The organism is Pseudoduganella rivuli (assembly GCF_009674485.1).
GTDB classification, from domain to species: Bacteria; Pseudomonadota; Gammaproteobacteria; order Burkholderiales; family Burkholderiaceae_D; genus Rugamonas; species Rugamonas rivuli_B.
Genome location: NZ_WKJJ01000006.1, coordinates 287,009 through 313,355, shown reverse-complemented (window position 1 = coordinate 313,355; position 26,347 = coordinate 287,009). Strand labels below are relative to the sequence as shown.

The 26,347-nt window shown below is 64.4% G+C and carries 17 protein-coding genes; 3 read left to right on the top strand and 14 right to left on the bottom strand.

Annotated elements, in window-relative coordinates:
- The first annotated feature begins 2 nt into the window (after nucleotides 1-2).
- Together GJ700_RS12000 and GJ700_RS11995 are read left to right on the top strand one after the other, a co-directional pair.
- Nucleotides 3-1,196, top strand: coding sequence for an efflux RND transporter periplasmic adaptor subunit (locus GJ700_RS12000; RefSeq protein WP_154373962.1), 1,194 nt, complete (start codon nucleotides 3-5; stop codon nucleotides 1,194-1,196).
- Nucleotides 1,197-1,213: 17 nt separating this feature from the next.
- Nucleotides 1,214-4,435 (top strand): efflux RND transporter permease subunit, encoded by a 3,222-nt coding sequence (locus GJ700_RS11995; protein WP_154373960.1) that lies wholly within the window; start codon nucleotides 1,214-1,216, stop codon nucleotides 4,433-4,435.
- Between the two features lie 188 nt (nucleotides 4,436-4,623).
- On the opposite strand, the gene GJ700_RS11990 is transcribed toward GJ700_RS11995, so the two are convergent.
- The 8 genes from GJ700_RS11990 to GJ700_RS11955 all read right to left on the bottom strand — a co-directional run bounded on the left by GJ700_RS11990 (nucleotide 4,624) and on the right by GJ700_RS11955 (nucleotide 15,750).
- Nucleotides 4,624-5,004 (bottom strand): hypothetical protein, encoded by a 381-nt coding sequence (locus tag GJ700_RS11990; RefSeq protein ID WP_154373958.1) that lies wholly within the window; start codon nucleotides 5,002-5,004, stop codon nucleotides 4,624-4,626.
- A 30-nt stretch (nucleotides 5,005-5,034) separates the two neighbouring features.
- A complete protein-coding gene (locus GJ700_RS11985; protein WP_154373956.1) occupies nucleotides 5,035-5,952 on the bottom strand; it encodes an NAD(P)H-hydrate dehydratase in 918 nt (305 codons plus the stop codon).
- 8 nt (nucleotides 5,953-5,960) lie between these two features.
- Entirely contained in the window at nucleotides 5,961-6,725 is a 765-nt protein-coding gene (locus GJ700_RS11980) for a histidine phosphatase family protein (protein ID WP_154373954.1), read from the bottom strand.
- A 68-nt stretch (nucleotides 6,726-6,793) separates the two neighbouring features.
- Nucleotides 6,794-8,194 carry an L-cystine transporter gene (locus tag GJ700_RS11975; protein WP_154373952.1) on the bottom strand — a complete coding sequence of 467 codons (1,401 nt, stop codon included), beginning with the start codon at nucleotides 8,192-8,194 and terminating at the stop codon, nucleotides 6,794-6,796.
- 114 nt (nucleotides 8,195-8,308) lie between these two features.
- The gene (locus GJ700_RS11970) at nucleotides 8,309-9,232 is read right to left on the bottom strand and encodes a hypothetical protein (protein ID WP_154373950.1); all 924 of its coding nucleotides are present in this window, start codon (nucleotides 9,230-9,232) and stop codon (nucleotides 8,309-8,311) included.
- A 115-nt stretch (nucleotides 9,233-9,347) separates the two neighbouring features.
- The gene (locus GJ700_RS11965) at nucleotides 9,348-10,868 is read right to left on the bottom strand and encodes an ATP-binding response regulator (protein WP_154373948.1); all 1,521 of its coding nucleotides are present in this window, start codon (nucleotides 10,866-10,868) and stop codon (nucleotides 9,348-9,350) included.
- Between the two features lie 11 nt (nucleotides 10,869-10,879).
- Nucleotides 10,880-12,016 (bottom strand): response regulator, encoded by a 1,137-nt coding sequence (locus GJ700_RS11960; RefSeq protein ID WP_154373946.1) that lies wholly within the window; start codon nucleotides 12,014-12,016, stop codon nucleotides 10,880-10,882.
- A complete protein-coding gene (locus GJ700_RS11955; protein ID WP_154373944.1) occupies nucleotides 12,013-15,750 on the bottom strand; it encodes a response regulator in 3,738 nt (1,245 codons plus the stop codon). The genes GJ700_RS11960 and GJ700_RS11955 overlap by 4 nt, the downstream gene beginning before the upstream one ends.
- Nucleotides 15,751-15,891: 141 nt before the next feature.
- Between GJ700_RS11955 and GJ700_RS11950 the strand changes: the two genes are divergently transcribed.
- Nucleotides 15,892-18,978, top strand: coding sequence for a ligand-binding sensor domain-containing diguanylate cyclase (locus GJ700_RS11950; RefSeq protein WP_154373942.1), 3,087 nt, complete (start codon nucleotides 15,892-15,894; stop codon nucleotides 18,976-18,978).
- A gap of 6 nt (nucleotides 18,979-18,984) precedes the next feature.
- Here the strand turns inward: GJ700_RS11950 and GJ700_RS11945 are convergent, their stop codons facing one another.
- The 6 genes from GJ700_RS11945 to GJ700_RS11920 form a co-directional block, all read right to left on the bottom strand.
- Nucleotides 18,985-19,176 carry a DUF2970 domain-containing protein gene (locus GJ700_RS11945; RefSeq protein WP_154373940.1) on the bottom strand — a complete coding sequence of 64 codons (192 nt, stop codon included), beginning with the start codon at nucleotides 19,174-19,176 and terminating at the stop codon, nucleotides 18,985-18,987.
- 93 nt (nucleotides 19,177-19,269) lie between these two features.
- Entirely contained in the window at nucleotides 19,270-19,749 is a 480-nt protein-coding gene (locus GJ700_RS11940) for a cache domain-containing protein (protein ID WP_154373938.1), read from the bottom strand.
- A 230-nt stretch (nucleotides 19,750-19,979) separates the two neighbouring features.
- Nucleotides 19,980-21,320 carry a DUF4214 domain-containing protein gene (locus GJ700_RS11935; protein WP_154373936.1) on the bottom strand — a complete coding sequence of 447 codons (1,341 nt, stop codon included), beginning with the start codon at nucleotides 21,318-21,320 and terminating at the stop codon, nucleotides 19,980-19,982.
- 89 nt (nucleotides 21,321-21,409) lie between these two features.
- On the bottom strand, nucleotides 21,410-22,807 hold the full coding sequence (locus tag GJ700_RS11930; protein WP_154373934.1) for a glycoside hydrolase family 19 protein: 1,398 nt from the start codon (nucleotides 22,805-22,807) through the stop codon (nucleotides 21,410-21,412).
- A 64-nt stretch (nucleotides 22,808-22,871) separates the two neighbouring features.
- On the bottom strand, nucleotides 22,872-25,238 hold the full coding sequence (locus GJ700_RS11925) for a chitinase C-terminal domain-containing protein (protein WP_154373931.1): 2,367 nt from the start codon (nucleotides 25,236-25,238) through the stop codon (nucleotides 22,872-22,874).
- 14 nt (nucleotides 25,239-25,252) lie between these two features.
- Nucleotides 25,253-26,266 carry a cupin-like domain-containing protein gene (locus GJ700_RS11920; RefSeq protein WP_154373929.1) on the bottom strand — a complete coding sequence of 338 codons (1,014 nt, stop codon included), beginning with the start codon at nucleotides 26,264-26,266 and terminating at the stop codon, nucleotides 25,253-25,255.
- Between the last annotated feature and the right edge of the window lie 81 nt (nucleotides 26,267-26,347).

Genomic DNA, 26,347 nt, shown 5'->3' with positions numbered 1-26,347 from the left:
TTATGTTGCGCAAAACCCTTCTAGCCCTCGCCATCGCTTCCGCCCTGGTCGCCTGTGGCAAGCAGCCGGACAAGGAGACGGACAAAGCTGCCGACAAGGCGGCCAGCGCGTCGGCCAAGGTCGCGGACGACAAAAAGGCGCCGGCCCTGCTGACCGTGGCGCCGGAAGACCTGGTGACGGTGACCAGCAACGCGCTGGCATCGGGCCCTGTCGTGACCGGCTCGATCCAGCCGGAACGCAAGGCTGATTTGCGCGCCGAAGTGAGCGCTATCGTCATGCAAGTCTTGAAGGAAAACGGCGAAACCGTGAAGAAGGGCGACTTGCTGGTTCGCCTGGATGACACGTCGCTGCGCGATGCGGTGAATTCCGCCAACGAAGCCGTACGGGCGTCGACCCAGTCGCTGGAACAGTCGACCCGCATGCTGGAGCGCCAGAAAACCCTGCGCGCGTCCGGCATGACGTCGGCCCAGGCGCTGGAAGATGCGGAAATCCGCCGCAACAATGCCCAGAGCGACCTGGCCGCCGCCAAGGCGCGCGCCGTCAGCGCAGGCCAGCAATTGCACCGCACCGAAGTGCGCGCTCCGTTCGATGGCATCGTCTCCGAGCGCAAGGTATCGAATGGCGACACGGCGCAGATCGGCAAGGAGTTGATCAAGGTGATCGATCCGTCCAGCATGCGTTTCGAAGGCCTGGTTTCGGCCGACAAGATCGGCGTCGTGAAAGTCGGCCAGCCGGTTTCGTTCCGCATCAATGGCTATCCGGGCCAGAGTTTCGCCGGCAAGGTCAAGCGCGTGGACCCGGCCGCCAACGCGATTACCCGCCAGGTGGTGGTGCTGGTCGATTTCAACGACCGCACGCAATCGCGCGTGGCCGGCCTGTATGCGGAAGGCCGCATCGAAGCGGAATCCACGTCGTCGCTGATGGTGCCGGATTCGGCCGTCGTGCGTAACGGCGACGCCAGCTTCGCGTGGAAGATCAAGGACAAGACGCTGACCAAGGCGCCGGTGACCGTCGGCATGCGCGACGACCGCACTGGCAACTGGCAAGTGCTGACCGGCCTGTCCAGCGGCGACACGCTGATGCGCACGCCGGGTTCGAACTTCAAGGACGGACAGCGGGTGGAAATGAGCACGGCCGCCAAGGCCGTGGCGTCCGCGTCGGTGGAGCCGGCACAAGCCGTCAACAAGGGCAATTGAGCTAAGGAATTAAAACCATGTTCTTGTCAGATTTTAGTATCAAGCGGCCTATCGCGACGGTGGTGATCATCATCGCGCTGATGGCCCTGGGCTTGATGGCCCTGTCCAAGCTGCGCGTGAACCAGCGGCCGGACGTCGAAGTGCCGATGATTTTCGTGACCGTTCCCTATCCGGGCGCGTCGCCGGAAACCGTGGAGCGGGAAATCATCAACCGCCTGGAAAAATCGCTGCAGAGCATCACCGGCGTGACGGAAACGCAGAGCACCGCGTCCGAAGGTCAGGCGCGCATCCAGATGAAGTTCACGTTCAGCAAGAACCTGATCGAAGCCACGGATGAAATCCGCAATTCGATCGCGTCGGTGCGCTACAAGCTGCCGATTGAAATGCGTGAACCGATCGTCCAGCGCCTCGACATTTCCGCTGAACCGATCATGCAGATGTCGCTGTCGTCCAAGTCGCAAAGCCACGCGCAGATTTCGCGCCTGGCGGAAGACCAGCTGGCCGACCGCTTCCGCGGCATCGATGGCGTGGCCAGCGTGTCCGTCAACGGTTCGCTGCGCCGCGAATTGTCGGTGCTGCTGCGCGCGGAAAAACTGCGCGAATATAACGTGTCGATCAGCGACGTCACCAATGCGCTACGCAACCAGAACACCAATGCGCCGGTAGGCAAGGTGCGCGGTGCGCTCGATGAAAAGAGCATCCGCCTGGTGGGCCGCATCGAGCGTCCGGAAGACTTCCAGTCGGTGGTGGTGAAGCGCCGCGGCGATGAAATCATCCGCCTGGGCCAGCTGGCCACGATCGAAGACGGCTTTGCCGACATCAACAACGTGTCGATCCGCAGCGGCAAGCCGAACGTCGGTATCGCCGTGACCCGTTCGCGCGACGCGTCCACCGTGAAAGTGGCGAACGCGATCCGCGACATGGTGAAAACCATGAACAAGGAATTCCCGGATGGCACCACGATTGAAGTGGTGCAGGACGGCGGCGAGGAATCCGAGAACAATCTCGACAACGTGATTGAATCGCTGGCGTTCGGCGCCTGCCTGACCATCTTCGTGGTCTACGCGTTCCTGAACTCGTGGCGTTCGACCCTGATCACCGCGCTGTCGCTGCCGACCTCCGTGATTGCCGCGTTCATCGCCGTGTGGCTGTGCGGTTTCACCTTGAACTTCATGACCCTGCTGGGCTTGTCGCTGGCGATCGGCGTGCTGATCGACGACGCGATCGTGGTGCGGGAAAACATCGTGCGCCACATGCAGATGGGCTCGAACCGCCGCAAGGCGGCGCTGGAAGGCACGGCCGAGATCGGCCTGGCCGTGGCGGCGACGACGTTCTCCATCATGGCCGTGTTCATTCCGGTGGCCGTGATGCCGGGCGTGTCGGGCGAATGGTTCCGTCCATTCGCGCTGACCGTGACGTGCTCGGTGCTGGTGTCGCTGTTCATTTCGTTCACGCTGGACCCGATGCTGTCCGCCTACTGGGGCGACCCGCCGGATCACCATACGGCGCCGAAAAAAGGCCTGGGCAAGATCCTGCAGCGCTTCAATGACTGGTTCGACCATCAGGCCGACCGCTACGGCAACGTGATCGGCTGGGCGCTGCATCACCGCCGCTGGATGGTGGTGATCACCTTGGTGTCGCTGGCCGCTGCGCTGGGCCTGCACATCAAGTTCGGCGGTTCCAGCTTCCTGCCGCAGTCGGATTACGGCACCATCATGATCGACGTGCGCACGCCGTCGTCGTCCAGCCTGGAATACTCGCGCCTGAAACTGGAAAAAGCCGCGGAACTGGCACGCTCGATGCCGGAAACCAAGCAGACCAACAGCTACGTCAATCTGTCCGGCGGCCGTATCTATGTCGACCTGGGCAAGAAAAACGAACGCAAGCGCACCGCTGCGGAAGCCGCCACGGAATTGCGTGAAAAGCTCAGCCACCTGGTGGGCGCGGAATACGTGGTGCTGGATGACTTGTCGAACGGTAACCGCAAACCGATCCAGGTGGAATTCACCGGTCCGGATACTCGCAAGCTGATGGCCATCACCAGCGCGTACATGGACAAGCTGCGCCAGGTGCCGGGCGCGGTGGACGTCGGCCTGTCCGAACAGGATCCGAAAGACGAGTTGCAAATCGAACTGGACCGTGGCTTGGCCAACTCGATGGGTATTTCCGCCGGCGATGCGGCGCAGGCGCTGCGGGTGGCGTTTGCCGGTATCGAAGTGGGCGACTGGGTCGACCCGACCGGCGAAACCCGCGACGTGGCGGTGCGCCTGCATCCGGCCGACCGCACCAGCGCGGAAAACATCGAGCGCCTGCCGATCGCCGTCTCTGGCACCAGTCAGATGGTGCCGCTGGACCAGATTGCCCGCGTGACCATGGGTAAAGGCCCGGCCACCATTACGCACAAGGACGGCAAGCGGTTGATCGCCGTGTCGGCCAATGCACAGGGCCGCTCGACGGGTGAAGTCACTGCCGACGCGATGAAGCTGGCCAAGCAGATCGACTTCCCGCCAGGCTATGGCCTGTCGCTGGGTGGCGCGGGCAAGGACCAGAAAGAACTGTTTACCGCGATGACGATTGCGCTGGTGTCCGGTATCGGCCTGATGTACCTGATCCTCGTGATGCAGTTCGGTTCGTTCACGGCGCCGGTGGCGGTGATGCTGTCGCTGCCGCTGTCGCTGATCGGCGTGGTGCTGGCGCTGCTGCTGACCAAGGGCACGCTGAACCTGATGAGCTTTATCGGCATTATCATGCTGATGGGCCTGGTGGCGAAAAATGCGATCCTGCTGCTGGATGCGGCGCGCAAGCGTGAAGAAGAAGGTTATGGCCGTGAAGACGCGCTGATGCACGCGGGCCGCATGCGTCTGCGTCCGATCCTGATGACGACATTCGCGCTGATCGCCGGCATGCTGCCGGTGGCGCTGGGCGCGGGCGAAGGCGGCGAGTTCTACCGCCCGCTGGCAGTGGCGATTATCGGCGGCACCATCACGTCGACCATCCTGACGCTGCTGGTGGTGCCGACGTTCTACGACAGCATCGAGATTTCCCGCGACCGCATGGTGGCCAAGTTCGGCCGCCGCGCCGAGCGCTGGAATGCGCTGGTGGCGTTCTTGCTGACGTTCATCGAGGCGCTGCTGACCCTGACGTTCATCCGCCTGATTTACCGCAGCGTGATGTGGGCGGTGCGCCGCGCCACGGGCAAGGGCGGCAAGCTGGAGGCGGCTGCACCGAAGGTGGTGTAACAGCTTGAAGCAGTAACGACAAAGGGGCCGTCAAGGCCCCTTTGTTATTGGCGGATTGTGTTGTTGCCGGAGTGTGTCCATCGTAGGGCGGTTTTGCCGCAGGCAAAGCCGCCATGCTTGCGTGTCGGCCGTGTTCGCCGGAGCGGCGGAGCGAACATGGCGGCAATCCGATGGATTACCGCCCTACGTCACCGTTGCAGTGGTGTGGTGCGCCGCGGCATGTTGTCAGGGTTGTCGTTGCGCACGCCTGCGGGGACCGGGTTGCCATAGGCATCCGTGCCGCTGCCCGTCGTGCCTGAGGTGCCTGATGTACCGGACGTTCCGCTGGATGGCGGCGTGGTGGATGGCGGAGGCGACACGGGCGGCGCCGTCGTCGTGCCGTTATCCGGCGGCGTGGCGGACGGCGTGGCAGGCGCCGGAGCAGGAACGGGAGCCGGAGTGGGCGTCGGCGCCGGTACGTTCTCCGTGGTGGTCGTGGTGTGGGTATCGGTAGTACGGTCCTTGCAGCCGCCCAGCGTGCAGGCAGCCAGCAGGGCGCCCAGCAGCAGGGCGGACGATGATGGTTTCATGATGACTCCTTTCCGGGAATGGAAAACGGTTCAGGCTTGCGCCAGCGTACGCAGTAGCGCAGGAATTTCCGCAGGGATTTCACGGGCCAGGTAGCCCAGCGTGCCGAAGCGCAGCGCCAGTTGATCGCCGGCGGCGGCATGCAGGGCGACGCCCCATGCGGCCGCCTGTTCCAGCGACGCCCCGCGCGCCGCCAGTCCCGCGATGATGCCGGCCAGCGCATCGCCGGAGCCGGATATGGCCAGGCCGATATTGCCGCCTTGCTGTTGCCACAGCCCGCCACCCGGCGCGGCAATCACCGTCAATGCGCCTTTCAGCGCCACGATGGCGTTCCATTGTTGTGCCGCATGGCGCGCCGCCTCGTGCGGATCGGCGGTGATGTCGTCACGGGATCTACCGGTGGCATGCGCCATTTCCCCCGCGTGCGGCGTCAGCAATACGGCCTCGGCAAAGCGGATGTGCTGCCAGTCGACCGGCTCGGCCAGCAATGGCGCTTCTTCGGGCGGATGCAGCAGCGCCAGCGCGGCCGCGTCGAGAATGATCTTGCGGCCGGCGTAGCGGGGCAACAGCGCGCGCACCAGTTCCGCCGTGGCGTACTCGTCCTGCATGCCGGGGCCGATCAGCAGTGCATCGACCTTGGGCGCCAGTTCGGCCAGGCGGCGCACGCCTTCCGCCGCGAAACCGCCGCCCGGCGTTTCCGCCATGGCGATCACGCGGGCTTCCGGCAGCGCCGTCGCCACGTGGGCGGCCGAATGGGCCGCAGTGGCGATGGTGACCTTGCCCGCGCCGGCGCGCAACACGCCGGTGGCCGCCAGCAGCGCGGCGCCCGGCATTTCACGCGACCCCGCCACCACCAGCGCATGGCCCCGCGCTTCCTTGTCGCCATCGAAACGCGGCATCGGCAATGGCCAGTTGCGCAGCGTGGTCAGGTCGATCTCGGTGACATTCATCGCCGGCCTCATGATTTCGGCGCGGCCGGCACGTCCGCCTTGGCCGTGACCGGCGTACCGGTTTCCACCAGCGGAGCGACAAAGTTGGCCATTTGCAGCACCAATTTGCCATTCTTGCCGGCGGCGGCATCGAAGACATACGACGTGACGCCGCAGTTCGGCACGTCGGCGGTCCTGTCGATGGCGAGGATGGCGTCTTCGTCGAGCCGTTCGAACAGGTAGCGGAAACAATTGACGATGACCTGGTGAGCCACGATCAGCACCCGTTCGCCCCGGTATTCGCGGGTGATGGTGTCGATCACGTTGCGCAGCCGTAAGATCACGTCGCACCAGCTTTCGCCGCCCGGCGGGCGGAAATAAAACTTGCCGACATGTTTGCGCTGTTCGTACAGGTCCGGGTACCGGTCGGCAATGCCGAGCGGCGTCAGGCGGTCGAGGATGCCGAATTCCTTTTCCCGCAGCCGCTCGTCGGCCACGACCGCCAGCAGCGATTCGCGCCCCAGTTGTTCGATGACAACCATGGCCGTGCCCTTGGTGCGCAGGTAAGGGGAATGCAGGATGGCGGTGGGCCGCTGGTCCGGCGGCAAGGCGGCGAACCACATGGCCAGTGCACGCGCCTGGCGCACACCCAGTTCCGACAGGGGAACGTCGACATCGCGCTCGGCGATATCGATCAAGTGTTCAGAGGCCGCTTCGGCGGCATCGCGCGCGACATTGCCGGCGCTTTGCCCGTGCCGCACGATCCATAGTTGCGCTGGCCACTTCTGTTCCATCGGTGCCCTCCCGGCTGACGATGGAACCCATGGTAGTCGAATCGCCGCAGGGGCGGCGCACTGCGAAATCAGGCGGCCTTGCTCTCGGATTCCTCGGTGAGTTCCGCGTCGCTGTTGAACACGGCCATATCCGTTTCCCCCAGCACGCGGCTGGTGAGGGTGCCGGCGGTGATGGCGCCACTGACGTTGAGCGCCGTGCGGCCCATGTCGATCAGCGGCTCGATGGAAATCAGCAAGCCGGCCAGCGCCACCGGCAAGTTCAGCGACGACAGCACGATCAGCGCGGCAAACGTGGCGCCGCCGCCGACGCCGGCCACGCCGACGGAACCGATCGCCACGATGGCCAGCAGTGGCAGGATAAAGCCGGCGGTAAACGGATCGATGCCGACGGTCGGCGCGATCATGACGGCCAGCATGGCCGGATAAATGCCGGCGCAGCCATTCTGGCCGATGGTGGCGCCAAACGACGCGGCGAAGTTGGCGATGCCTTCAGGAATGCCGAGGCGCTGCGTCTGCGTCTGCACGTTCATCGGGATCGAACCGGCGCTGGTGCGCGACGTGAAGGCAAATGCCAGCACGGGGAAAATCTTGCGCGCATGGCGCAGCGGATTCAGGCCGGCCGCCGCCACCAGCGACAGGTGCACCACGAACATCAATGCCAGCGCGCTGTACGACGCCAGCACGAAATTGATCAGGTTGACGATGTCGGCCAGGCTGGACGTGGCCACCATTTGCGCCATCAGGGCAAACACGCCGTATGGCGTCAGGCGCAGCACCATCGTGACGATGCGCATCACGATGGCGTGCGCCACGTGCACCGCGTGTTCGAACGACGCAAACAGGTCCGGCTTCTTATCGTGGATGCCGGTGGCGGCCATGCCGATGAAGATGGAAAAGACCACCACCGCGATGGTCGATGTCTTGCGCGCGCCGGTCAGGTCCTGGAACGGGTTGGCGGGAATAAAGCTCAGCAGCATCGATGGCAGCGAGATTGCCTGCGCGTCGCCCAGTTTGCCCTGCAGGTAAGCGCCGCGCGCCACTTCGGCCGCGTTGGACGCCATGCCCACGGCGGTCAGGCCGAACAGCTTGGCCATCAGGATGCCGATCGCGGCCGCCACGATGGTGGTGGCCATCAGGGTGCCGATGGTCAGTGCGCTGATCTTGCCCAGCGACGTGGCGTTTTTCAATTTCAGGATGGCGCCGACGATGGACACCATGATCAGCGGCATGATGATCATTTGCAGCAGCTTGACGTAGCCGCTGCCGACAATGTCCAGGTATTCCGCCGTGGTTTTCAGTTCCGGCGCCGCGATGCCGTATGCCGCCTGCAACCCCGCACCCAGCGCCACGCCCAGGCCCAGGCCGGTGAATACGCGCACCGTAAAGGTAGCGTGCTTCGCCTGCTGGCGGTACATGAACGCCAGCAGCGCGGCGGCAATGGCCAGGTTGAGGAAGACAGTGATCGCCATTGCGCGGCCTTTCTATGAGTGAAACGGGAACCGCGCAATTGTATAGTCAATCCAGCCACGCCGCACGGCGGGCCGGAAGCGGCGTGGCGGAATATTTCCGCATAACGATGTGCGCTACTGTTTGCTGGTCTTGTGCTGGAGGAGCCGGCGCGAAGGGCGGGCTTCGTTGTAGCGCAGCCAGCGCTGCAGTGCTTCGTCATGCGGCGACAGGGCCACCGGCTGGGGCAGCGGCGGGACGTCCTGCTGCTCGTCGGCTTGCTCCTGTGATAACGGAACCGGCAATGGCAGCGGCACCGGCTCCGGCGCCGCATCGCAGACGTCCAGCTGGGTGCCCAGCAGCCAGCGGTACAGTCCTTCATTGACGTCGAACACGGCGGCCGGCGCGTGGACCGTCAGGCACACCAGCGAGCGGGCCGAGCGCAGGCACAGCACCAGGTAGTGGCTGTACACGCCGGTGCCGGGGAAGGTGCCCCGGTATTCCGCCGCCACGCCCTGGACGCGGTCATCCCAGCCCGCGCCTTCCATGCGGTAGGGCGCGCGCACCTGGCGCAGGTAAGGCATGTCTTCGGCCACCCAGCGCATGCGCTGGTCGGCCCATTCGCGGATCGACAGCGCGGCCGACGTCACGCCCACGGCGCGCAGGCAGGCGCCGCTGGCTTCGTCGAGCAGCTGGAACGTGTTGTCATCCATGCTGGCGTGCCATGCTTCCGGCGTGTTGATGGCAATGCCGGGACCGGGGCTGACGTGGTGGCACAGCACCAGCGTGGAAAAGTCGGTGTGGTCCGGCTCGATGACGGCCACGCAGCCGGCGCGTTCCAACGCTGCCTGGAAGCGCAGCGCGTGGCTGCAATCGAGCTGTTTCTTGACGATGGCGCGGGGCGCCGCCAGCAGCGTGTGCATCTGGTCGACCGTGCGCCGGAACAGTTCCGCCAGCCGGGCTGCCACGTGCTCCAATGTGTGGCCTTCCTGTACGCCATCGATAATGACGCGGTAGCTGAGGGTTGCGCCACGTAGGCGCAGTTCAGAGGTATTCGGCATTTCTTGTAAAGCGATTAACGATATTGCATTAAGGATACGTCAACCGCTTGGCTGGAAAATGCGCGGATTGTCACTAACCGTCGAAAAAGTGTAAAAAAATAGTGGCTATTGAATACTAAGTATTGTATGCGGGCAACGTTATCGTCAACGTGGTGCGGTTTTGCGCATCGTCGGTCGCCATTGTGACGCCGCCATGCATGGCTTCCGTCAGCAACTTCGCGGAATAGGTGCCGAGGCCGGTACCCTGGCGCTTGCCGGACGATGCGTAGCGGTCGAAAAAGCGTTCGCGCATGGCCGGCGGCACCGCGCCGGTGTTGGTGACGGTGACCAGCATGGGCTGGCTGTCCAGCAGCGAGATGGCGACATGGCCGCCCGGCGCGGCCGCTTCGCAGGCATTCTTGACGAGGTTGTACACGACCGCCTGCACCAGGGTCGGATCGCCGGCCGCCATCGATCCCGACAGCGGCGCATCGATGGTGATCTGCACATTGCCGGCGGCGGCATAGGCGGCGCGCGCGCTGCCGGCCACCTGGTGCAGGATCGCCGCCACGTCGACCGCCACCGGCTCCAGGCGGTAATTGCCGGTCTCGATCATGAACAGGTCGGACGACAGTTGCACGGTGTCGAGCGCCTGCTGCGCGGTGGCGGCAATCAGGCCCGCTTGCATGGCGTGGTCCGGCGCCAGCCCGCTGGCAGAAGCCAGTTGCTGCGCCATGCCCAGTACGCCCGCCAGCGGCCCCTTGATGTCGTGGCGCAGCATGCGTTCCACTTCTTCGCGCAGGCGCGCATTTTCCAGCAGCACGTCGTATTCCGCCTGGCGCTGCATGTGGATGGCGATATGGCGCATGAAGTTCTGGACCCGCAATTGCAGCAAGTCCGGATCCAGCGGTTTGCTGACGAAGTCCACGGCGCCCAGCGACAACCCCTTGCGGCGCGCCGCGTCGTCGGTCAGCGCCGTCACGAACACGATGGGGATGTGGGCGCTGGCCGGATGCTCGCGCATGCGCTGCGCCACTTCAAAACCATCCATACCGGGCATCATGACGTCCAGCAGTACCAGGTCGGGCGGGCTGTCGGACGTGCACATGGCCAGCGCCTTTGGACCGTTGTGCGCGACCTTGACGCGGTACTGGCCATCGAACAGGTCGGCGATCAGGCGCAGGTTGTCCGGCGTATCGTCCACCACCAGCAGGGTGGGGCGGGGCGTTGGCGCCGGCTGAGCCAGCGGCGCCAAGGGTTCGCCAACCGGACGGGCGCGCCGGCTCAGCGCATTGGCCACCTTGTCTTCCAGCCGCTGGCGCGTATACGGCTTGACCAGCAAATCCGACACGCCGCTGTTGATGGCCTGGGCAATGCGGTCGCGGTCCGCTTCGGCCGTCACCATCACCATCGGGATGTCGGCCAGCTCCGCACTGGCGCGGATATGGCGCAGCAATTCCAGGCCATCCATCAGCGGCATGTTCCAGTCCGACAGCACCAGGTCGACCTGGCGCGTTTGCAGCAGGCGCAGCGCATCGGCGCCATTGCCGGCCGTGATGATGTTTTCCGCGCCCAGTGCACGCAACTGGTTGGCGGTAATCTGGCACATGGCGGGCACGTCGTCCACCACGAGGAAAGTGAGCCTGGCAAGATTCATGATGTTGTCCTTCAGGCGAGGCGGTCCATCCTCGCCTGGTGTTCATTTAATTCATCGTCCGTGTCGGCAAAGCGCGCGGCAATGGCGCGGAAGGCGTCCTGCAGCGCGAGGAAGGCGTCCAGCACGTCCGGATCGAAATGGCTGCCGCGGCCTTCGCGCATCAGTTGCACCGCCTGTTCATGGGGCATGGCGGCCTTGTAGACGCGCTTGCAGATCAGCGCGTCGTAGACGTCCGCCACCGCCATCAGGCGCGCGGAAATGGGAATCGCGTCGCCCGCCAGCCCTTCGGGATAGCCGCTGCCATCCCATTTTTCCTGGTGCGAATAAGCGATTTCCTTGGCACATTGCAGGAACGGGACATCGACGCCCAGGCGCTGTTCCGCGTGCACGATGGCGTCGCGGCCCAAGGTGGTATGGGTCTTCATGATCTCCATTTCCTCCGGCGTGAAGCGGCCCGGCTTCAGCAGGATGCGGTCGGGGATGCCGACCTTGCCGATGTCGTGCAGCGGCGCGGATTTGAACAGCACTTCGATGTATTGCGGCGTCAGGCGGGCCGCGAAGCGGGGATGGCCGCGCAAGTGTTCGGCCAGTTCCTTCACGTACCACTGCGTGCGCAGGATATGGTTGCCCGTGTCGTTGTCGCGCGTTTCCGCCAGCGACGCCATGGTCAGGATCGTCACGTCCTGCACGGCGCGCACTTCGTCGGTGCGGCGCGCCACTTCCTGTTCGAGGAAGTCCGCCTTGTCCTTGAGGAATTCAGCCGATGCCTTCAACTGCAAATGCGTACGCACCCGCGCCATCAGGATGGGCGGGCTGACCGGCTTGGTGATGTAATCGACGGCGCCCAGGCTGAAGCCGTGCTGCTCGTCTTCCACCTGGGATTTCGCGGTCAGGAAAATCACGGGAATATCCACCGTGGACGGATCGGCTTTCAGGCGGCGGCACACTTCATAGCCATCCATGTCCGGCATCATGATGTCGAGCAAGACCAGGTCGGGACGGTTGTCGCCATGGGCGATCTTCAGCGCTTTTTCGCCGTTCGGCGCCACCTTCACCGTGTAGCGGCTCGACAGCAGTCCGCTCATCAGCGACAGGTTGTCCGGGGTGTCGTCCACCACCAGGACGATGGGTTTGCGGGCAAGGATCATTCGTTGGAGTTCCGTGTTTCATCGAGAACGGCCAGCGCCGCTTCGAAATCGAATTGGCCGATGGCTTGCTGCAGCCGCCGGATATGGTTGGGGTAAGCCGCCGCCAACAGCGGCTGGTTGTCGATCATGACTTTTTCCGCCTGTGCATCGTCGTCCGCCAGCAAGGCGCGCAATTCCGCCACCACCGCGTCGCGCTGGGCGGGATCGACCGTGACGGGGCCGTGCGGCGCTTCGTCGCCGGGCAGCGCCTGCGCAATGGCGGCTACCTGCGTGGCCAGCAGCGACGCCACCAGCACCTGCGCTTCGCCGGCCGCCGTGCCCTCCCTGAGCGCCTGTTCCAGCGTGGCGGCGGCCGCCTGCAAGGCGTCGGCGCCGATATTGCCGGCCAGGCCTTTCAGGGTATGGGCTGCCCGCTCCGCATCGGCGCGGCGCCCGTCGGCCAGTGCGGCGGCGATCTCGCTGCCGGCATGGGCCTGGCTGGTGACGAAGCCGCGCAGCATGGCGATATAGCGGTCAGGTTTATGCAGCACGCGGCGCAGGCCGGCGGCCATATCGAGGCCGGCGATGTGGGCCGGCAAGCCGTTGTCTGCCGCCTCGGCCGCCGCCTCGGCTTCCAGTTGCGGCGCAGGTGCCGCGCCGGTGTGCGGCGGCACCCATCGCAGCAGCGCGCGCCACAAATCGTCCGGTTCGATCGGCTTGCTGACGAAATCCACCATGCCCGCTTGCAGGCTCTGGTCGCGGTCGCCCTGCATGGCGTTGGCCGTCATGGCCACCACCGGCAGCGCGTCATGTTCCGGCAGGGCGCGCACGCGGCGCGTGGCTTCCAGTCCATCCATTTCCGGCATCTGCATATCCATCAGGATGATGGCGTAATGGCCCGCCGCATGGCGCTCCAGCAAGGCCAGCACGTCGAGGCCGTTGGCGGCCACGTCGACCTGCAAGCCCGCGTCGATCAGCAATTCCGTCGCCACCTGCTGGTTCAGCGCATTGTCTTCGGCCAGCAGCACGCGCGCGCCAGCAATCGCGGCCATGCCCGCCATCAGGTTGACGGGCGCCTGCGTCGCATAGCGCGGCATGGCGCTGTCGTCCAAGTCTCCGCCCAGCAGGCGTACCAGGGTATTGAGCAGCACCGATGGATTGACGGGCTTGATCAAGACATCGTCGATGCCGGCGGCGCGCGCCTGCGCCAGCACTTCCTCGCGGCCGAACGCCGTCACCATGGCCATGCGGGGGACATCCTGCAAGCCCAGTGCACGGATCGCCATGGCGGTTTCCGGACCATTCATGCCGGGCATTTGCCAGTCCAGCAGCACCACGTCAAAGGCTTCCGGCGTCCCGGCCCTGGCCCGCACCAGCTCGACGGCTTGCTGGCCGGATGTGGCGGCGGTGGCGTCGAAGCGCATCGTGCGCAGCAAGTCGAGCAGCACGGCGCGGGCGCTGTCGTTATCGTCGACCACCAGCAGCTTGCGGCCACGCAGGTCGGGCGACGGCAGCAACGCGCGCTTGCCCTCGCTGCCGATGCCGAGATTGGCCGTGAACCAGAACGTCGACCCTTCGCCATGCACGCTCTCCACGCCTACCGTGCCGCCCATCAGTTCCGCCAGCTTTTTCGAAATCACCAGGCCCAGGCCGGTACCGCCATATTTGCGCGTGGTGGAGGCGTCGGCCTGCTGGAAGCTCTGGAACAAGAGCCCGATCTGCTGTTCCGTCAGCCCGATGCCCGTGTCGCGCACGGCGAAGTACAGCAGCACGCGGCCTTCGCCGCTGCTCTTGACGCGCACGCGTACCGCGACTTCGCCGCGGTCGGTGAACTTGACGGCGTTATTGGCGTAATTGATGAGGATCTGGCCCAGCCGCAGCGGGTCGCCGATCAGGCTGTCCGGCACGTCGCCCGCCACGTCGAACACCAGTTCCAGCCCTTTTGCCTGCACCTTGTCGGCAATCACGGTGGCCACGTTGTCCAGCACCTGGCCCAGTTCGAACGCCGTGTCTTCCACCCGCAGCTTGTCGGCTTCGATCTTGGAAAAATCCAGGATGTCGTTGATGATGCCCAGTAAGTGCTGGCCCGCGCGCTGGATCTTCTGGATGTAGTCGTGCTGGCGCGGCGTCAGGCCGGTCTTCAGCGCCAGATGGCTCATGCCGATGATGGCGTTCATCGGCGTGCGGATTTCATGGCTCATATTGGCCAGGAACATCGACTTGCTGCGGGTGGCGTCTTCCGCCGCCTGCTTGGCGGCCGACAGCGCCTGCGCCGCCGTATGTTCGGCCGTCACGTCGGCGATGTAGCCGTTCCACGCTTGCGTGCCATCCTGCTGGCGCACCGCGGCGCAATGCAGTTCGACCCAGCGCGGTTCCGACGTGGCGCCCCGGCCGAATTCCATCCGTTCGTGGAATGGCCGGCCCTGGCGCGCGGCCAGCGCCAGGCGGCCCAGCAAGCCGGCGTCGCCGTCCGGGTCCAGCAGCGAGAACAGCACGCCGCCGCCGGCCAGCACGTCGGCCGACTGCAAGCCGGTAATGGCCGTGATGGCGGGGCTCATGAACTGGAACGATGGCTTGCCGTCGTCGTCGAGGCGGAACTGGTACACGGCCACGGGCAGGTTGTTGGTGATTTCCCGCATGCGCCGTTCATTGTTCAGGCGCAGGCGGCGCGTGGCTTCCGCCGTGCGCTGCCGGCCCGTGACCACCAGCGCCAGCAGCCATACGGCCAGGATGCAGCCGGCCGCCACCGCCAGTTCGCGCCATAGCGGCAGCCAGGCGCCGCGGTCCTGCATGCGCACCACGCGCCACTTGCGGTTGCTGTCGTCCGGCCAGTTCAGCGGCACGGACGAGACGGCATAAAAGCCGCCGTCATACCAGACATTGCCGCTTTCACTGCCGATGGTGAACGGCAGGTGTTCCGGGCCGTCATCGTCGAACATGGAACCGAATTGCTTGCTGCGCGCCAGCTCTTCGCGCCGCTCGACGCCGATCGGCGCGCCCAGTTTCAACAGCCAGTCGGCGCGGTTCGATGCAAACACGATGCCATCGGGCGACAGCAGCAACACCGGGTCCGCGACTTTTTGCAATTGGCGGTCGATATCGGCCACCGGCATCTTGATGGCATAGGCGCCGATGATCGGCGTATCGCGGCTGTTGCCGCCGTGAACCGGGGCGGCAAAATACAGGCCCCGTTCGCGCGACGTGCCGCCAATGGCGGGATACACATTGGCTTCCCCCGCCAGCGCGCGCCGGCAATACGGGCGGAACGCCAGGTTGCGCCCGATGCCGGTGGCCTTGCCTTCCTTGTTCAGGTACGCGACCGTGGTGCCGTCGCCGGACAGCACGAAGACATTGTCGGCGCCGTACTGGTCGATGATGGCGGCAAAGTCCGCATGCACGTCATTCGAGTCCGGTGCGACTTTTCCCGCGAGTAGCTGCTTGATACTGTCTTCCACCAGCCCCATCAGGATGGCGCCGCCAATCACCTTGTTGTCGCTGCTTTCCGCCTGCACGCGGTTGGCGAGGTCGACGGTGGACGCATTCAAGTCGCGCCGCTGTTGCTGGAACACCACCTGGCGTTGCGCCAGCACGGCCGCCACGGCCACGGCAATGGCGAGCGCGCCCCAGCGCACGATGGGGCCGCGCGCCCGCAGTGGTCCGCGCAGCAGGATGCGCAGGCGATCGCGCCAGCGGGGACGGGCAGACTGGCGGGGCGGCGCGGCAGTGGAGGTCTGGGGAGGAGCAATATCGTCCATGGCGCCTTGGGGATAGAGATTATGGAAATTATAACGACAATCTGTCATGGACGGACGACTTGCTGTTGCTGGCTTGCAAGGGACCTGCTTATACTGGCTTACTGTTTAGCATACTGATTGGTGTCCTCTCGGGAGATGTTGATGCGCTTGACGTTGTTGCCGCGCCACTTGTGCGCCGCGCCGGTGCTGGTGTTGGCGCTCGCTTGCGGGCTCCCCGTGCCGGCATGGTCGGGACAACAGGCGCTGTCGTTCAAGGCCATCGATACGCTGGGTTCGGACAGCCAGTCCATCATTTCCATGCTACAAGACCGCCAGGGCTTCGTGTGGATCGGCACCATCGAAGGGGGCTTGTTCCGTTACGACGGGCGGCGCGCCGTGCGCTACCAGAACGATCCCGGCAATCCGAAAAGCGTGCCGGGCGGACGCATCGCATCGCTGTTCAGCGACGAAGCGGGCCGCATCTGGGCCGGCACCGATGAAGGGCTGGCGCGCTACGAACCGGAGTCGAACAGCTTCTCCCGGTACTTACCGGAATCCGGCCCCCGCAATTTCCGCATCGTGCGCCGTATCGTCGCCGACGGCAGGGGCGGCATGTGGCTGGGCACGTGGGGCGGCTTGCAGCACTTCGATCCGAAAACCGGCAAATTCACCGTCTACCAGCATGACGCCGCCGATCCGGACAGCCTGAAACACAACGATATCGGCGCCGTGGCGCTCGATGCCGCCGGCGGCGTGTGGGCCGGCACGTGGCCGGGCGGGCTGGATTACCTGCCGCCGGGCCAAAAGACGTTCCGCCATTACCGGCTGGACGATGACAAACAGCCGAATCCCCGCCACAACGATGTGCGGGCGCTGCATGTGGATTCATCCGGCAAGCTGTGGATCGGGACCGATGACGGCATCTTCGTATGGAAGCCGGATACGCCGTGGGAACAGCGTACGCGCCTGGAAGGGCAGACGGGCAGGGTGCTGCACATCGACGAGGATTTGACGGGCGATTTGTGGATCAGCACGCGCACGGCGGGCGTGTGGCGCTGGGACCGGGAAACACAGACATTCCAGGTCTACCAGCGCCGCGCCGAAGATGCGCACAGCCTGCCCACCAACGCCATCAACCTCACCATGCATGACCGCACGGGCACCTTGTGGGTGGGGACGTTCACCAATGGCGTGATCCGCGCCAACCTGGGCTACCACGGCTTCGAGCGGCACATTCCCCGCGACGTGGCGCCGCAGGTATTCAAGTCCAGCAATTTCGTGCGCAGCCTGGGCGCCGCGCCGGACGGCAAGTTGTGGCTGGGCGCCGACGACGGGCTGGTGCTGTTCGACCCTGCCGCGCGCAAACTGTTGCGCCACTACGCGGCCAATCCCGGCGCCGAGACCAGGCAGTCCGGCGCGCTCAGCCACAATGTGATTTACAGCCTGTACCAGCAGCCGGGCGGGCCGTTGTGGGCCGGCACGTCGAAAGGCTTGAACCGGCTCGATGCGCTGGATGGCCCGTTCAAGGTCACACATTTCGGCAATGGCGGCAGCGACTTCATCAACCGCATCGCACCGGGCAAGGGCGGCATCCTGTGGCTGGGCACGGGCGCCGGACTGGTGCGCTACAACCCTGCCAATGGCGAATACCGGACCTATGCGCACGAACCGCAAAACCCGGACAGCCGCAGCGTCGATGGCGTCACCACCTTGCTGGAAGACAGCCAGGGGCGCGTGTGGACGGGCGAGTTTTACCGGGGGGGCCTCGATGTGCTGGACCCGGAGACGGGCAAATTCACGCACATGCGCTCGGACCCGGCGCGGCAAGACACGATTTCCAGCGAGCGCATCACGTGCCTGCACGAAGACGCGTCCGGCGTGCTGTGGGTGGGCACTGTCAAGGGCCTCAACCGCATCGTGACGCGCGATGGCAGGATCGAAGTGCGGCGCTATCCGGGCAAGGGCGCGCTGGGTAACCAACTGGTGGAAGCGATCCAGTCGGACCGCAGCGGCATGCTGTGGGTCAGTACCGTGGCCGGCCTGTCAAAGCTGGAACCGGTCAGCGAGACCGTCACCCACTATTCGACGGAAGACGGCTTGACGGAAGGCTTTTACCTGGATGCGTCGGCGCGCGCCACCGACGGCAAGCTGTATTACGGCAGCACCAGCGGCATCACGGCAGTCGATCCCGCCATCCACAGCAGCGTGTCGCGCCCGCCGCAACTGGCGGTCACCGATATCAGCCTGTATAACCGCTCGCTCAACGATGGCGGCACACTGCCCGGCGTGAAACTCGATGGCAGCGTGACGGCGCCCCGGGCGCTGACGTTGCCGTGGAACGCGTCCGTGCTGACGCTGGAATTCGCGTCGCTGCACTACGCGGAACCGAAGCGCAACACGTACCGCTACATGCTGGAAGGATTCGACCAGGACTGGGTGCAGACCGATGCCGGCCGCCCGGTTGCGACGTACACCAACCTGTACCCGGGGACGTACCGCTTCCGCCTGATGGGCACCAACAACAAGGGCGTGGAAAGCCGCGATGAAATCGTGCTGCCCGTGACGGTGCTGCCGCCCATGTGGCAGACCTGGTGGTTCCGCACCGCGATGGGCTTGCTGGCGCTGGCGCTGCTGGCGGCGTTGTACCGCTGGCGCGTGCGGCAATTGATGGCGCACACGCACCGGCTGGAAGGCATGGTGGCCGAGCGCACGCGCGAATTGCAGGAATCGAACCAGAAGCTGGCGGCGCTGTCGTCCACCGACAGCCTGACCGGCGCAGCCAACCGGCGCTGCTTCGACGACGTGCTGGCGCGCGAATGGCGGCGCGCCGCGCGCCGCGGCGAACCGCTGGCGGTGGCCATGTTCGACGTGGACTTTTTCAAGCAGTACAACGACCGCTATGGCCACCCGGCCGGCGATGATTGCCTGCGCCGCGTGGCGCAAGTGCTGGCCAGGGGCATGAACCGCGCGGGCGACCTGGTGGCGCGCTATGGCGGCGAAGAATTCGCTTTCATCGCGCCGGGCGCCTCGTTGCAGGACGCGCAGCGCGTGGCCGACCATATCCGGCGCGAACTGGCGGCGCTGGCGCTGCCGCACGAAAAATCCCCGTTCGGCTACGTGTCGGTGAGCTGTGGCGTGGCTTCCATGGTACCGGGCAAGGACAGCGCGCCGGCGCAACTGGTGGAGGCGGCGGACCAGGCCTTGTACCAGGCCAAGGCGGGCGGCCGCAACCGGGTACAGGGCGCATAAGGCACGTCACGCAGTGGCAAACCTCACCGCCGCCAGCAACACGCCGACAAACAGCGCACACCCCAGCACGCCGGCGGCCAACACATATAAGGGATTCAGCGCCCCGACATCGCGGTCAAAATCCCGCTTGCGGCGCAGGCCGGCAAACGACCAGGCCACAGCGACCAGGGTTTCAGCAAAACTGCGTTGGGTGGACATGACGGGCTCCTTGGTTGAGACCCCATTGTCCACCCGCGCCGCGCCGGGCGACAGGCGCAGAACCGCCCCGCCCGGACCGTATCAGTTGGCCGCCTACTTTGCCTTGTAAATCCCGCAATTGATGATCAAGTCTTCATACTTTTCAAAGTACATGGACTTCGGTTCGATCTGCTTCGACATGGGATTGACGAACTTGTAATCCTGCCAGCCCTTGCCCTTGGTTTTCGCCAGCTCGATGCGCTCGCGCACGAAATACTTGCCGTCCGCATCTTTCAGGTCGATCAAATCCTTGCCCTGCATCTTGGGATTCGCGCCATGGGCCAGGTTCTTGCCATTGAGGTCATTGATGGTGACGTACAGGTCGCGGTCGCGGAATTTGCCGGTGGTGGTGTTGTTCACTTCAGCCAGGGTCTTGTCGCGGCCGTTCGCCTTGATCGATGCAATCACTTGCTGCACCATGGCGACGGCTTCGTCGGCGGTGCCGTGTTCGGCCTTTTGCGCCCACGCGGAAGCAGCCAGGCACAGGGAAAACAGGGCGAACAGGAAGGGGCGGATGGGGATGAACTTGCGCATAATGGTCTCCTGGGGAAGCGTTGTGATTGTTGTCATCGCGGATGGAGCACGCCAGGTCAGTTTAGCCTGTGCAACATCGCAGCGATAGCTCAGCAAGGGCCATGCCAGCCAGTTCTTATGTGCAAGTCATTGTTTTTCAGGGGATGTGGTCCGCGCAGGCCTGTGGCGCGGATGGGAATCCGGAATCCGGCGGCGGAACGCCGCACGCCGGATGGGCCGGGAGCGGGCGATCAGCCGTAGGGAACGTAGTCGACGCCGTTGCCGATGATCTTCGCCACGGCGGCCTGGTTTTCCGCAGCTTCGCTGAACGACGCCAGCACGGCGGCGCGCGGTACGCCGGAAGCCAGCACACCGTTCCAGTAATCGACACCCGGCTGGTCGCCCGCGCGGTGCAGGATGTTCTGGTACAGGCTGTCGACAAAGGCCGCATTCGAGGGATTGGCGCCATACAGGGTGTGGAATTCCGCGCTGTTGATGAAGCTGTGCGCCACGTCGTAGACGCTGGCGCCTTTGTCCATTTGCGCGATCCAGTAACCGATGCCGGCCTTGTCCGGGGCGCGGTTGAAGGCGGCCTGGTACAGCCGGTAAGCCTGGCCGCCGGCGCCTGCCGTGTCGAGCGCCACGGCGCCGTCATCGAACAGCAGGCGTTCCACGCCGGTCAGGTTATCGGCGGTCGCTGCGCCAGTGTGGGTGACGTTGATCGCGGCGGCGGCCTGCGCGATAGCGTAATCCGCGCGGGCGCCCGCATACACGGCAGTATCCAAACCTGCGCCACCGGTGATGACGGTGCCGGTACCCAGTCCGGCCAGCGTATCGTTGTTGGCGGTGCCGGCGCCATTGGGGACCTGCGCCGCATGCAGCGTATAGGTGCCGGTGTGGTAGTCGGGAGACGGTGCGACGAAGAACTGGGCGTCGTCATACACGGAGACGTAGTACGCTCCACTGGCATGGGCAGTCAGCGAGTAATGCGTCCACGTGTCATCCGAGACCACCAAGGGAATGTTGGGGGCGGACGACGGCGATGCTTCAAGAAACACTTTTGCGCCAAACGGTCCGACCGGCATGGTGCCTTCACCATACCCTTTGCCTTCCAGCGTCAGTGTGTATTCGACGCCTTTTTGCAAATTCAGCTTGAACCAGTCACGGTCGCCGTTGACTTCGATTTGCGCGGAGATCTTGCCGCCCACGGGCAAGGCGCCTGCCGCGCTTTGGGTGGCAGGGTAATCGTCCGGGTAAGTCTCGACTGCCACCAGCGAATAGCCGGCAAGGCCAGGTTTAGTGAGGTTGCTGACTTCCAGGAAATAGTCGCCTGTGTAATCGGCCGTGTAGATCAGCGTCGACGTTTCCTTGGAATACATGACGGGCGCCTTCCCGTCAGCCCAGCCCTTTAGTACGGGATCGCCTTGTGCCATGAGCGGGGCAAAGGCAACAAGGTAAGTCCGGCCCTTGGTCACCGCGATTTTGAAGACATCCTTGTCTTGCGGGGTGTCGAGCAGGCCTGCCGTCAGTGTGTGGAACGCCAGTGCGGCTGCGCCGGCTTGGGTGTCTGCGTAATCGTCGATGGCGGCCATGTTGTCTCTAATGCAAGGAAAACACGCATTGTAGCAATTGGGCCACCACCGAAATCTATCGATTTCTCACATTGGGAATATTTCAGCTATCACTTCAGCACGATATTCCAGTTCTTTTCCACGCACTTCGCATAATTCCCCGCAATCAGCGCGGAATAGGGCGTCTGGTAGCTGACCAGCTGGCACTGGTAATCGCCGCCGCTGTTCCAGTTCTTTTCCCAGTAAATGTTGTAGGCGGCGGAACTGGACGGGCCGAAGCGCTGCATGGTGGCGCACGACAGCTGTTCGCCCGCCACGTTCCAGCCCAGGTCGGCCGCGAACTGCTTGTAGTAATCGATGCGGTTTTGCGCCGCCGGCTTTTCCGTGCCGGTACCGCATTCCGCGTTGATGATCATGATGGTGGTGGCGAAGTTGTTGCCGGCGCCGGCCGTAACGTCCGCCGCGTTTGGCACCCATGTGCCGTCGATCACGTGCAGCATCGACGGTTTCGGCGGTTGCGGATAGACGAAGAAGAACGTGGCCGAGGCCAGGTTCAGCCACGTGGACGCCACCAGGTCCGGGTCTTTCAGCAGCACCGACTGGTCGCCGTTATACATCACTTGCGAGAACGGGCCATAGTTATAGTTGTACGACAGTTGCTTGGCGCCGCGGCCGAAATATTTCTTGTAGCTGCCGTCCGCGTTTTTCCCGCAAGTCCAGACGCTGTTGAATACCGGGTCGGCGCATTCCGTGTTGTAGCCGCAGCTGGTGCCGTTGTCATCGCAGCCGATTTCGCGCAGATACTTCAAGCCCTGGCGCCATTGCGGCAGCGGGATGCTGGCATTGTGGTCGCCCGTTTCCTGCGCGAAGTGCGCGAACATCGTGGCCAGCGAATGGCGGCAGATATTGTCCGCGTTGCGGCCATCCGTATAGTCGTCGCAGACGGCGGGGAATTTCGCCACCGCTTGCAGGAAGCGGCGGTACGTATAGCTGGTGTCGCGGGCGCCGAAGTAGTACTCCCATTTGCTGGAGGTCAGCAGACGCTCGACCCGCTTCACGTTGGCGGGATTGGCGGCCGCGCCGGGCGCGACGGCTTCCACGGCGGCGTTGTCGAGCGTGCGCACGGACGCCTTGACCTTGCGGAAGAAATCATTGTTGGTGAGTTCCGCCTCGCGCGCCTCGGCCTGCGCTTTGGTGGGGACGCCACCCGGCTGCGGGTTCGGACCCGGGCCGGGATCGGGCGGCGTGGTGGCGTCGGCGATGTATTTCCATGGGCCCCAGTTATCGGCTGCGTTGGGCGCCGTGCCTTGCACCCACCATTTGGCTTCGAATTGCTTGTTCTGGTAAATCGCGCAGGCGCCGGCCGTGTAGATTTGCGTGCTGCTCCAGGCGGGGCAGGGGGCGGCGGCGCCCGCGCGCTGGCGCTGCTGGATGTCCGGCGTGGTGTTGGCGCCGCAGGCGGACAATAGCAGGGCGGCCAGCACGGCAAGGCTGGTGATTCTGTACATGGGTTCTCCTTGTGGGATCGGAAAAACCCCGGAGCGCGGATCGGCGCGCCGGGGCGGGGCAGGCTTACTTCAGCGCCACCGGCAAGTCGGGATAGTCATCCGACAGTGCATACTTCACGCCGTTGACCGTGATGGTGTAGGCGGACGGTCCGGAAATCGGCAGCGTGTAATTGAGCGTCAGTTGCACGGACGCGCCGGGGGCCAGCGATTGCCATGCGGGGATCGTGAATTTCGCGCGGTTGAAGTTGGCCTTGAAGCCGCCGATGTTGTTTGGACCCGCATAGCCCGCCTTGATGACGGACAGGCCATAGCCCGACTGGTCGCTCATGTTGGCGGGCGCCGACACGGGATAGTCGAATTCCACCACGGAGCCGCCGGGAATCGTGGTGGCCGTGTTGTTGGTGACCGTCATGACCGGGTTGATCGGATAATTGCTGTCGCCCAGTTTCCAGCCACCCAGCGTGATCGACACTTTCGCTGACGATGCCGGCATGGCGGTTTCCGAACGCTGGTTGCCATAGGGTGCTGCGGTCTTGAACGCGTTGGCGATATTGGTGGTGAGCGTGTAGCCCATGAAGTACTCGCCCTTGCCGCCATTTTTCGCCGCATCCCACGCATAGTCGCCGGCCAGTTCCCAGATCATGATGCCGCCGATGCCGTTGTCGATCACGTACTGGGTCTTGGCCGCCATCGATTGCGCGGTTTCCGTGGAAATGAACACCTTGCGGGTGGCGTTCCACAGCCATGGCGCGGCCAGGGTGGCGCTGTAGTTCGGGCTGTACACGCCGGTAATGGTTTTCTCCGTCACGCCATACGCATCGAGGTAGTCCGGCACGATATTGTTTTGCAGGTTCAGCGCGTGCCACAGCGGGTTGCCGCCGCCCGGGACGGCCTGGCCATTGCTGTCGAGGTCATACCAGACGTTGTCGATGCCGGTCGCACCCGTGCCGCAGGTTTTCACGCCGGCGCAGGTGACGGTGCTGTTGACCAGCGGTGTCGTGCCCCACAAGCCATTGGTGCCGCCCGTGACATCCTTCCAGCCGCGCGTGTAATACGGCACGCCGATATTGATGCGTCCAGCCTGCAAGGCGCCACGGTAGTAGCGGTAAGCCCAGTCCACGTTCAGGTAGCCGATGCCGCCATACTGGTACGCGTTGCCGGCCTTCAGTTCCGCATCGTTGCCATCGTCGAACAGCGCCGCGTTCGGACCCACGTACTGGTTCCAGCCGCCGTGCAAGTCATACGACATCAGGCTGGCGTAATCCAGGTACTGCAGGCCGGACAGGTTTTCCTCGCCGCGCAGGATCCACGCGGAAGCGGAACCGGCGATCGTCAGCATATAGTACTTGTTGTCCGCCACGGCGGCCGTGTCCAGTTTCTGGCGCACGGTTTTCAGCAACAGGTTATAGCCCTTCATCAAACCGGCCAGGCGCGGTTTCGACACGCCGAAGTCCAGCGGATTGCCCGCCTCATTGTTGGTGGTCGGGTGTTCGTAATCGATGTCGATACCGTCGAAGAACGTGTACTGGCGCAGGAACGACACCATCGAATCGGCCAGCGTATTGATGCCTGCCGTGTTGGTGGTGCCATCGGCATTGGTGGTGGCCGTATAGAAGCCGCCGCTCCCGGCCCAGCCGCCCACGGACAGCATGACTTTCACGCCCGGGTAGCGCTTCTTGTATTGCGCGAGCAAATTGAAGTGGCCCTTGTAGGGCAAGGACGGGTCCATCGCGGCGGCGGGAATGGCCGGCCACGTCATGCCCGTGTCCGGGTTGTTGGCGCCGCTGCCGATGGCGACTTTCGCATTGCCGTCCACCGATGCGAAGGCATAGTTGATGTGGGTGACCTTGTCCCACGGGATATTGTTGACGAGGTAGGACGGCGTATTGCCCGCACCCGTGCGCCAGCTGGTGAAGTAGCCGACGATGCGGCGGTTCATGCCGTTGGCGAGTTTCTCGCGGCCGTTGGTGTCGTACACGCTGCAATACGGCACGTTGGTGACGGGAGACGACAGGCCGTCGGGGCGGCATGCAACCGGCGTCGGTGTTGGAGTGGGCGTTGGCGTTGGCGTCGGAGTCGGCGTTGGTGTGGGCGTTGGTGTCGGTGTAGGCGTGGGCGTTGGTGTCGGAGTAGGCGTCGGCGTCGGCGTGGGAGTAGGCGTCGGCGTTCCCGACTGCAGTTCCCACGGACCCCATTGTTCCGTACCGGGGACATTGTTTTGCGTCCACCACTTGGCTTTATACGTTGCGCCGTTATACGTCACGCACATGCCGGCCGTGTAGATATCGGTGGAAGTCCAGGCAGGGCAGCTGGCCGTGGCGGCCGCGCCCATTTTCATGGATTTAGTGGTGGTGGCCGACGGGTCGCCGCCACCGCATGCAACGAGGGCGCCGCCCAGCAGCGCCAGCATCAAATGTGATTTATAGGTCATATGGTTGGGAAAATTCAAAAGTCGTGATTGGTCGGATAGTTCGAATAGAAATCGTTATCCCACTTGAAATGCGTGGCGGACACCGTGATGGAAATGTCCAGCGCTTCGACGAAATGCCACCAGCCCACCGGCAGGAACAACACTTCGCCCGGCTCCAGCACGCATTCCGGCACCGGTACGCCCGCCATGGCCGGGAAGCGCTGCGTGTCGATCGCACGCCCATCGACAGGCGTGAAGCAGTGGCGCTGGTTGTACAGCTTCGGCGTTTCACACGGCGCGATCAGGCGTACCCGCTTGCGGCCGGACAGCTGGATCATGAAGTTGTTGGTCAGGTCGTGGTGGAATGGCGTGACGGTGCCGGCCGGGCCGAGCCAGAAAAAGCCTGCCGGTTCATCCGCCAGGTAGTGCGGCAGCTTGGGCACGTCGTCCCACAATTCGCGCAGCGCGTGCCGGTTTTGCTGGCCATTGTTGGCGGTCATGTAGAAATCGTTGGTATGGCCGCTGGCCGCCACCAGGCCGGTGTATTCGCTGAAGCGCATCGTGCGTTTGTGCGCGATGCTGTTCATTTCATAGTCGGGGTCCGCGTTGCGGCCGAACTGCACTTCCACGGTCCGGTCGCCGAAACGCTGCGCCAGGCGTTCCAGCGACCAGTCGTCGCGGGACACGTCGTCCAGCCAGCCGGTCAGGATCACCGGGCGGTTGGCGATGTAGTGCTGGTGCAGGAAATCCTCGCCGGACAGCTGGTGGCGCCGGGGAATTTCCATCGGGGCGAGCCGGTTCAGCTGCGCCTGTATGCCCAGCAACCAGTCCCGTTTCGCGAGACGGTTGTGCAGCCGCTGCACGCCTTGCAGGTAGGGACTGGCCAATGCCGCGGCCAGTTCGGCCTGGGCGTCGCGCAGGCCGACGCCCGATTGCACGAGGATGCCGGCCAGCGTGTCGGGATGGCTGCCCAGCATCAGGTTTTCCGCGATCCAGCGGCGCCATTCGTCGCTGATGCCCAGCGGTTGGACGTTGGTTTGGCGTTTCATGTTGGCCTCCGTGGTGACGTGAATTTCCGTAGGGCGGTTTTTACAAAGCCGCCATAGCGTTTCGTTGACGCATGCAATGGC